Consider the following 7,245-nt stretch of genomic DNA (forward strand, 5'->3'; position numbering starts at 1 on the left):
TTGGCCCGCGATGGGGCTACTTGGGATAAAGCGGAGGCAGGCTACTGGCCTCGCCCGTCGGCGCCAGCTCCTGCTCGGCCGGCGGTATGGCGCCGATGGCCCGCCATAGCTCGTCGCCATGCCAGTACTGGCCGCTTTCGCTGTACAACGCACCGTTCAACCCATCCAGCGCATCGGACAACGGCACGAAGCGCGCCGCCATCTCGGCCAGGGTTTCCGGCTGCTGCCGCGCCCAGGCGTCCAGCGCCTGGCGGGTGGCCTGCGGATCGTTGGCCTGGCAGGCGCGCTTGAGGTCGTCGAGCAGCGTGCGTGGACTTGGGCCAGTCTGCGCCGCCCGCAGTACCGCCGGTTGCGAACGGGCCCGCCACCACAGGGTGAAACCGAGCAAGGTGGTCAGCGCCAGTACCAGCGTAGCCAACTGCCAGGGCCAGAGCAGGCTGGGGGCCATGTTGCTGTCGCCGACCGGGGTGTCGGCGCTGAGCGCCGGATTGTCCTGCACGTTCAGGGTGCGTGCCGGCAGGCTGCTGTGCTCCAGGTGGTCCTCGCGGGTGTTCCACCAGGTCACCTCCAGCGCCGGCAGGGCCAGCTCGCCGGCGTGGGTCGGCACCAGCGCCTCGCGTTCCTCACGGTTGGCGACCATGCCGCGCTCGCCGATCTCATTGCGCAGCAACGGCTGGTCGGGGTAACGGCGCAGGCCGGCGGCCTCGGTGGCCGGCAGCGGCGGCAACTGAGTGCTCGAAAGGCCCTCGGCGCGCACACTGATGTTGCGCGTCAGCGAGTCGCCGATCTGCGTCGGCTGGCTGTTCGGGTCGGGGTTCCAGTGTTCTTCCAGGGTCAGGCTGCGTGCCGGCAGCCAGGGGCGGTCGGCCGGGTAGCCGGCCGGGATCGGCTTGACGGTCAGGCGCAACGGCAGCGAACTAACCTGCACCTGGCGGCCGACCCTTGGCGTGCCGGCGGGTTGCTCGCCATTGTCGGCGGCGGTGGCGGTGAAGCGCAGCGGCGGCACGTCAAGGTCGCCGCTTTGCTGGGGGTAGATGGCGTAGCGGGTCTCGATCACCCCATGGCGCACGCCATTAATCTCTTTCTCGTACGTGCGCGACTCACCCAGGGGGTCAACCTTGGCGTTTTCCAGTTGCAACGGGCTGAGACTGCTGTCGTCGTATAGCGCGACCGAATGGTAGATGCGCAGGGTCAGCACGGCCTGGGCCTGGACATAGACCGCGCTGCTGTCCAGGGTGGCCTCGACGAACACTTGCGAGGCTGCGTCCGGGCGCTGGCTGTCGGCCTGCAGCACCTGCAGCTCGATGGCCTGGCTGCGCGACTGGCCCAGTTGCAGCTCGGGGATGCGCAGGCTGCCGCTGCGCCGGGGCAGCAGGGTGATGATCCAGCGGGTGCTGGCGCGGGTTTCGCCGTCGAGGGTGTGCAGGCTGTTGAGCTGGCGTGTGCCGCGAACCTCGAAATCCGGCTCGAGGGTGCGCAGGTCGGGCTTGCCGAACTGGGTCACGTCCTGGCTCTCGAGGGTGAGTTCCAGGGTTTCGCCGGCCTCGAGGCGCGTGCGGTCGACACTGGCCTGCAGGGTCGGTTCGGCCTGGGCCGCGAGGCTCCACAACAGGCCTAGGAGAAAGACGCCGAAGCGACTCATCGTGGGGTTTCCTGATGCAATTGCTGTTCATACCAGAATTTGCGCCGCAGCAGTTCCGCCGGATTGTCGGGGATCTCCCGCAGCCACTGTTCCAGGGCCTGGCGCTGCTCGGCGTCGAGGCTGGTGGAGAGCGGCCGCTGGGGCGGCTGGGTGATGCTGTCGTCATCGCCGTCGGCAGTGCCGGACGGAGCCTGGGAGTTGCCCTGATTGTCACCGTTCTGCTGGCCTTGTGCCGGGTTTTCGCTGTCCGGCGCGCCCTGGGCCTGGCTGCTGGTCGAGCTGCTATTGCCTTCCGTCTCATTGCCGGGCGTGTCCCGGGCATCGGCGTTGTTTGGCTGTTCCTCGGCCTTGGCCTGGCGCTGTTGCAACAATTGCTGGACCAGCGCCTGGTTGTCCAGCGCGGCTTTCAGGTCGGGCTGGCGCTCCAGTGCCTGTTCGTAGGCGTCCAGCGCCGCTTCCAGTTCGCCGGCGCGGGCCAGGGCGTTACCACGATTGTAATGGGCGGCTGCTGTGCCGGCTTGGGCGAATGCGGCGGCGGCGCCTTCGAAGTCGCCGGCCTGGTAAAGTGCCATGCCACGCCATTGGCTGTCGGCGAAGTGCCGGGCGGCCTCGGCGGGGCGTTGTCGTTCCAGCAGGCGCTGGCCCTGCTGGTCGGGGCGCAGCCACAGGTCGTTGAACTCGAAGGCCTGGCTCGGCTGCGGCAGGGCCAGCAGCAGGGGGAGGCAGAACAGCCAGCCACGCCGGCCGGCGCAGGCGGCGAGCAGCAGCAGGGGCAGTAGCAGCCAGTATCCCTGATCGGCCCAGCTGTCCAGTTGCAGGGGCTGTCCGTCGTTGTGCAGCAGGCGCGGGTTGTCGAACAGGCCCAGGCCGCGCAGGTCGAGGTCGTCGATGCGGGCATGGCGATAGCGCCCGCCGGTCGAGCCGATGAAAGTCTTCAGCGAAGCGCTGTCCAGGCGTGGCATAAGGATGCCGCCCTGGTCGTCCTTGAGGTATTCGCCATTGGCCTGGCGCACCGGCGCGCCCTCGGCGCTGCCGACACCCAGCATCAGCAGGCTCGGGCCCTGGCGGCCAAGGGCCTGGCGTATGCCTTCGCGTTCAAGTTCGCTCAGCGACGAGCCGATCAACAGCAGGCGGCCCTGGCCCAGACCGCTTTGCGCTAGCAGCGCGAGGCCCTTGCGTACGGCCAGGTCAGCGCGCTGGCCGGGCTGCGGCATGATCGATGGATCGACGGCCTCGAGCAGGTTGCGCGTGGTGCCCAGGTCATCTGACAGCGGCACCAGGGTGTGGGCGCTGCCGGCATAGACGATCAGTGCGGTCTGGCTGTCGCGACGATGCTCGAGCAGGTCGAGCACCTTGCGTCGGGCCTGCTCCAGGCGGTTCGGCGCGCTGTCCTCGGCGAGCATCTGCGGCGTCAGTTCGAGCAGGATCACCAGCGGGTCGGCCGGGCGCTGGCGGGTTTCCTCGAGGCGTTGCCAGCTGGGGCCGAGCAGGGCCAGGACGATCAGCAGCCAGGCCAGGCCCAGGGCGATCCACGGCAGCTTGCTGGTGCTGCCGCTGCCGCCACCGAGCAGTACCGCGTGGAACGGTTGCGGCAGGATCAACTGCCAGCGTCCGGCGCGCTTGCGTCGGTGCCAGAGCTTGAACAGCAGCCAGCCAAGCAGTGGCAGTACCAACAGCCAGAGCGGGCGCAGCCATTGCGGCCAGAGTTCGATCATCGCCGCCTCCTCAGGCGCAGGCGCTTGAGGCGCTGGCGCCATTCCGGGTGAGGCTGCAGGAAGCGCGGTTTGCGCAGCAGGCGTTGCAGCAGGTTGTCCGGCCACTGCACGGCCACCACCAGCAGCACGCTGAGCAACAGCGCCAGTGCCAGTGGCCAGGCGTACAGCTCATGGGCGGTGCGCGCCTGGGTCGGCTGCTGGGCCACCGGTTCCAGTTGGTCGAGGGTGTCGCCGATGGCGTCGAGCTCGGCGCCGTCGTGGGCGCGGAAGTAGCTGCCATGGGTGATTTCGGCGATCTCCTTGAGCGCGGCCTCGTCCAGGTCCAGGCTCGGATTCAGGCCCAGCAGTCCCGGCGTGCCGCTGGCCTCGGGGTTGGCGCCGATGCCGATGGGGTAGATGCGCACGCCTTCCTGGGCGGCCAGGCGCGCGGCGGTCAGCGGGTGGATCTGCCCGCCGTTGTTGGCGCCGTCGGTGATCAGGATCAGCACCCGGCTCTGCGCCGGGCGCTGGCGCAGGCGTTTGACGGCCAGGCCAATGGCGTCGCCGATGGCGGTGTTCTTGCCGGCGATGCCGATCTGCGCTTCGTCGAGGAAGGTGCGCACGGTGCGCCGGTCGAAGGTCAACGGGGCCTGCAGGTAGGCTTGGCTGCCGAACAGGATCAGGCCGACGCGGTCGCCCTGGCGGTCCTGCAGGAAGTCGCCCATCAATGCCTTGACCAGGTCCAGGCGGCTGATCTCGTCGTCCTTCCACTGCATGTCGGGGAAATCCATGGAACCTGATACGTCCACCGCCACCAGCAGGTCGCGGCCACTGGCCGATACCGGCAGCGGATCGCCCAGCCATTGCGGGCGGGCGGCGGCCAGCAACAACAGTAGCCAGATCAGGATGAACGGTGCCTGCTGGCGCCAGGTCGGCAGGTTCAGGCGGGCACGGCGCCCGGCCAGGCCCTCGAGTTCGTCAAGGAAGCCGACCTTGAGCACCGGTTCGCCGCTGTCGGCGGCCGGCAGCAGCAGGCGCGCCAGCCAGGGCAGCGGCAACAGCAGGAAAATCCACGGCCAGCCCAGTTCAAACATGCTTGCGGATCCAGGTTTCGACCGCCTGGGCGAGCCCGGCGATGGCCTTGTCATCGAGCTTGCACTCGGGCTTGTAGGCGCCTTCGACCAGCACCATCCAGCGGGTCAGGCCGGCTGCCGGGCAGCGATTATCGAGAAACGCCAGCCATTGCCGGCCATTGAGGGTATGGCTGTTGGCCCCCGGGTAGTGATTACGGCACAGGCGTTTGAGCAGGGCGTTGATCTGCTGCAGCCAGGCCCCGGCGGGCGCGCCGTCATAGGGACGCGGCAGGCGCGCAAGTTCCGCCAGGGCCTCGACGCGGATCGGGTCCAGCGGCAGTTCGGCGCGCACCACCTTGCGCTTGCCTGGGCGCCAGTGGCGCAGGCGCCAGGCGCCCCAGCCGAGCAGGGGCAGCATGGCCAGCAGCAGCCACCAGCCGGGCGCGGGCGGCCACAGGCCGATGGCGGGTGGCGCGATCAGCGGCTGCAGCTGGTCCAGCGGGTTCATTTCGCGCCTCCAGGGCGCTGTGCATTCAGGTATTCACGCAACTGCTCGATCATCTCGCTCTGGGTGCTCAGCGGCATCAGCACCACGCGCAGTTTCTGTGCCAGCAACTCCCAGCGCTCGATGCGCGCTTCGGCCTGCTGGCGGTAGGCCTGGCGCAGGTTGGCGTCGAGGGTGTCGAGTTCCAGCTGCGCGCCGCGCTGGGCGAAGCGCAGCAGGCCGGCGGCGGGCAGGGCGTGGTCGAGCGGGTCGCTGACCGGCATCAGCAGCACGTCGCAGTGCCGTGACAGCATGGCCAGGTGCTGCTCGACGCTGGCGCTGAGGGCGCGTTCGTCGCAGATGACGATGGCCAGGCTGCCCGGGCGCAATACCTCTCGCGCCCGGCGCAGGGCAAGGCCCAGGCTGTCGGCCTGGGGCTGGGCCTCGGTGTGCAGGGCCTGGTTGATCTTGGCCAGGCGGTTGAGCAGTTGCAGCAGGCTCTGCTTGCTGCGCCTGGGCTTGACTTCATGGTGCTCGTTGTCGCCGAACACCAGCCCGCCGATACGGTCGTTGTGGCCCAGCGCAGCCCAGCCGAACAGGGCGGCGGCCTGGGCGGCCAGGACCGACTTGAACATCTGCCCGGAGCCGAAGAACAGCCGCTGGCTCTGCTCGACCATGATGAAGATCGGCCGTTCGCGCTCTTCATGGAACAGCTTGGTGTGCGGCTCCTGGGTGCGGGCGGTGACACGCCAGTCGATATTTCGCACATCGTCGCCGGCCTGGTAGACCCGTACCTGGTCGAAGTCCACTCCGCGGCCACGCAGCTTGGAGTGGTGCAGGCCCACCAGCGGGCTGCGTTGGCCGGGCCGGGAGAACAGCTGGATCTCGCGCACGCGATGGCGCATGTCGATCAGGTCGGCCAGGCCGATGCGGATGCCGGGTTCGGCCAGCTGTGTGGTGGGCATGGGGTCAGGCGACGGCGACGACGTCGAGGATGCGCTGAACCACGCGGTCCTGGTCGACCCCCGCCGCCTCGGCCTCGAACGACAGGATGATACGGTGGCGCAGCACGTCGAACAGCACCGCCTGGATATCCTCGGGGCTGACGAAGTCGCGCCCGGCCAGCCAGGCGTGGGCGCGGGCGCAGCGGTCGAGAGCGATCGAGCCGCGGGGGCTGGCGCCGTAGGCGATCCAGTCGGCCAGTTCGCTGTCGAACTTGGCCGGGGTGCGGGTGGCCATCACCAGTTGCACCAGGTATTCCTCCACCGCATCGGCCATGTACAGGCCGAGGATTTCCTTGCGCGCGGCGAAGATCGCCTGCTGGCTGACCCGTCGCTCGGGCTTGACCTCGCCGCCCAGGGCCTCGCCCCGCGCTTGCAGGAGGATGCGCCGCTCGACGGCGGCATCGGGGAAACCGATCTTCACGTGCATCAGGAAACGGTCGAGCTGGGCTTCGGGCAGCGGGTAGGTGCCCTCCTGCTCGATCGGGTTCTGCGTGGCCATCACCAGGAACAGGGGCGACAGCTCGTAGGTGCTGCGTCCGACGCTGACCTGACGCTCGGCCATGGCCTCGAGCAGGGCCGACTGCACCTTGGCGGGGGCGCGGTTGATTTCGTCGGCCAGCACCAGATTGTGGAAGATCGGGCCTTGCTGGAACACGAAGCTGCCGGTTTCCGGGCGGTAGATCTCGGTGCCGGTGATGTCGGCCGGGAGCAGGTCGGGGGTGAACTGGATGCGATGGAACTGGGCCTCGATACCCTCGGCGAGCTCCTTGATGGCCTTGGTCTTGGCCAGGCCCGGGGCCCCCTCGACCAGCATGTGGCCGTCGGCCAGGAGCACGATCAGCAGGCGCTCGACCAGTTTTTCCTGGCCGAGGATCTGGGAAGAGAGAAAGGTGCGCAGCGCGATCAGCGCCTCACGGTGTTCCATCGTTGACGGTTCCTGGGGATGAGCCCTGGCGCGCTGGGAGCGGATGCCGGGCGAGGGGGGATACTTTAATCCATCCGGGGGGGCGGGGACCAATGGGGGTTTGCAAAAAACGTGTAAAGGATGGATTGGGGAGCAAGACTGTCCCGATCCCGATCCCGATCCCGATCCCGATCCCGATCCCGATCCCGATCCCGCTCTTGCCTTTGCCTTTGCCCTTGCTCTTGCTCTTGCTCTGCTTTTGCTTCTAAGTGCGCGATAGTTCAGGCGACACAAATTGCGACTTCAGGAGGCCGAACGCAGGTCTTGCGAAGGGAGGTGACGGGCATGGATGCCCGTCAAGCGCTGCGCCCCAGGATGGGGCGTTCAGCGCGGTCCTCCCGGGAGCAAGGCCGGAGTGAGGGGACCCCGGAGCGAAGCGTAGGG

The 7,245-nt window shown here is 68.4% G+C and carries 6 protein-coding genes; all 6 read right to left on the bottom strand.

Going from position 1 to position 7,245, the window contains the following annotated elements:
* Positions 1-16: 16 nt before the first annotated feature.
* The 6 genes from BMY03_RS25400 to BMY03_RS25425 are packed head-to-tail and all read right to left on the bottom strand — an operon-like array spanning position 17 to position 6,822.
* A complete protein-coding gene (locus BMY03_RS25400) occupies positions 17-1,642 on the bottom strand; it encodes a BatD family protein (protein WP_094012590.1) in 1,626 nt (541 codons plus the stop codon).
* Positions 1,639-3,357, bottom strand: coding sequence for a vWA domain-containing protein (locus BMY03_RS25405; RefSeq protein WP_094012591.1), 1,719 nt, complete (start codon positions 3,355-3,357; stop codon positions 1,639-1,641). The genes BMY03_RS25400 and BMY03_RS25405 overlap by 4 nt, the downstream gene beginning before the upstream one ends.
* The gene (locus BMY03_RS25410) at positions 3,354-4,430 is read right to left on the bottom strand and encodes a vWA domain-containing protein (protein WP_038706521.1); all 1,077 of its coding nucleotides are present in this window, start codon (positions 4,428-4,430) and stop codon (positions 3,354-3,356) included. Before BMY03_RS25410 ends, BMY03_RS25405 begins: the two co-directional genes overlap by 4 nt.
* Positions 4,423-4,917, bottom strand: coding sequence for a DUF4381 domain-containing protein (locus BMY03_RS25415; protein WP_046854739.1), 495 nt, complete (start codon positions 4,915-4,917; stop codon positions 4,423-4,425). The genes BMY03_RS25410 and BMY03_RS25415 overlap by 8 nt, the downstream gene beginning before the upstream one ends.
* The gene (locus BMY03_RS25420; protein WP_038706519.1) at positions 4,914-5,858 is read right to left on the bottom strand and encodes a DUF58 domain-containing protein; all 945 of its coding nucleotides are present in this window, start codon (positions 5,856-5,858) and stop codon (positions 4,914-4,916) included. Before BMY03_RS25420 ends, BMY03_RS25415 begins: the two co-directional genes overlap by 4 nt.
* Positions 5,859-5,862: 4 nt before the next feature.
* Positions 5,863-6,822 (bottom strand): AAA family ATPase, encoded by a 960-nt coding sequence (locus BMY03_RS25425; protein WP_011532987.1) that lies wholly within the window; start codon positions 6,820-6,822, stop codon positions 5,863-5,865.
* Positions 6,823-7,245: the final 423 nt, after the last annotated feature.

Origin of the sequence: Pseudomonas soli (assembly GCF_900110655.1) — a bacterium.
In the GTDB taxonomy this organism is placed as follows: Bacteria; Pseudomonadota; Gammaproteobacteria; order Pseudomonadales; family Pseudomonadaceae; genus Aquipseudomonas; species Aquipseudomonas soli.

What these genes read in the sequence shown, in the direction of transcription:
- BMY03_RS25405 (WP_094012591.1), bottom strand. Translation starts at nt 3,357, where the DNA reads ATGATCGAACTCTGGCCGCAATGGCTGCGCCCGCTCTGGCTGTTGGTA.
- BMY03_RS25415 (WP_046854739.1), bottom strand. Translation starts at nt 4,917, where the DNA reads ATGAACCCGCTGGACCAGCTGCAGCCGCTGATCGCGCCACCCGCCATC.
- BMY03_RS25400 (WP_094012590.1), bottom strand. Translation starts at nt 1,642, where the DNA reads ATGAGTCGCTTCGGCGTCTTTCTCCTAGGCCTGTTGTGGAGCCTCGCG.
- BMY03_RS25410 (WP_038706521.1), bottom strand. Translation starts at nt 4,430, where the DNA reads ATGTTTGAACTGGGCTGGCCGTGGATTTTCCTGCTGTTGCCGCTGCCC.
- BMY03_RS25420 (WP_038706519.1), bottom strand. Translation starts at nt 5,858, where the DNA reads ATGCCCACCACACAGCTGGCCGAACCCGGCATCCGCATCGGCCTGGCC.
- BMY03_RS25425 (WP_011532987.1), bottom strand. Translation starts at nt 6,822, where the DNA reads ATGGAACACCGTGAGGCGCTGATCGCGCTGCGCACCTTTCTCTCTTCC.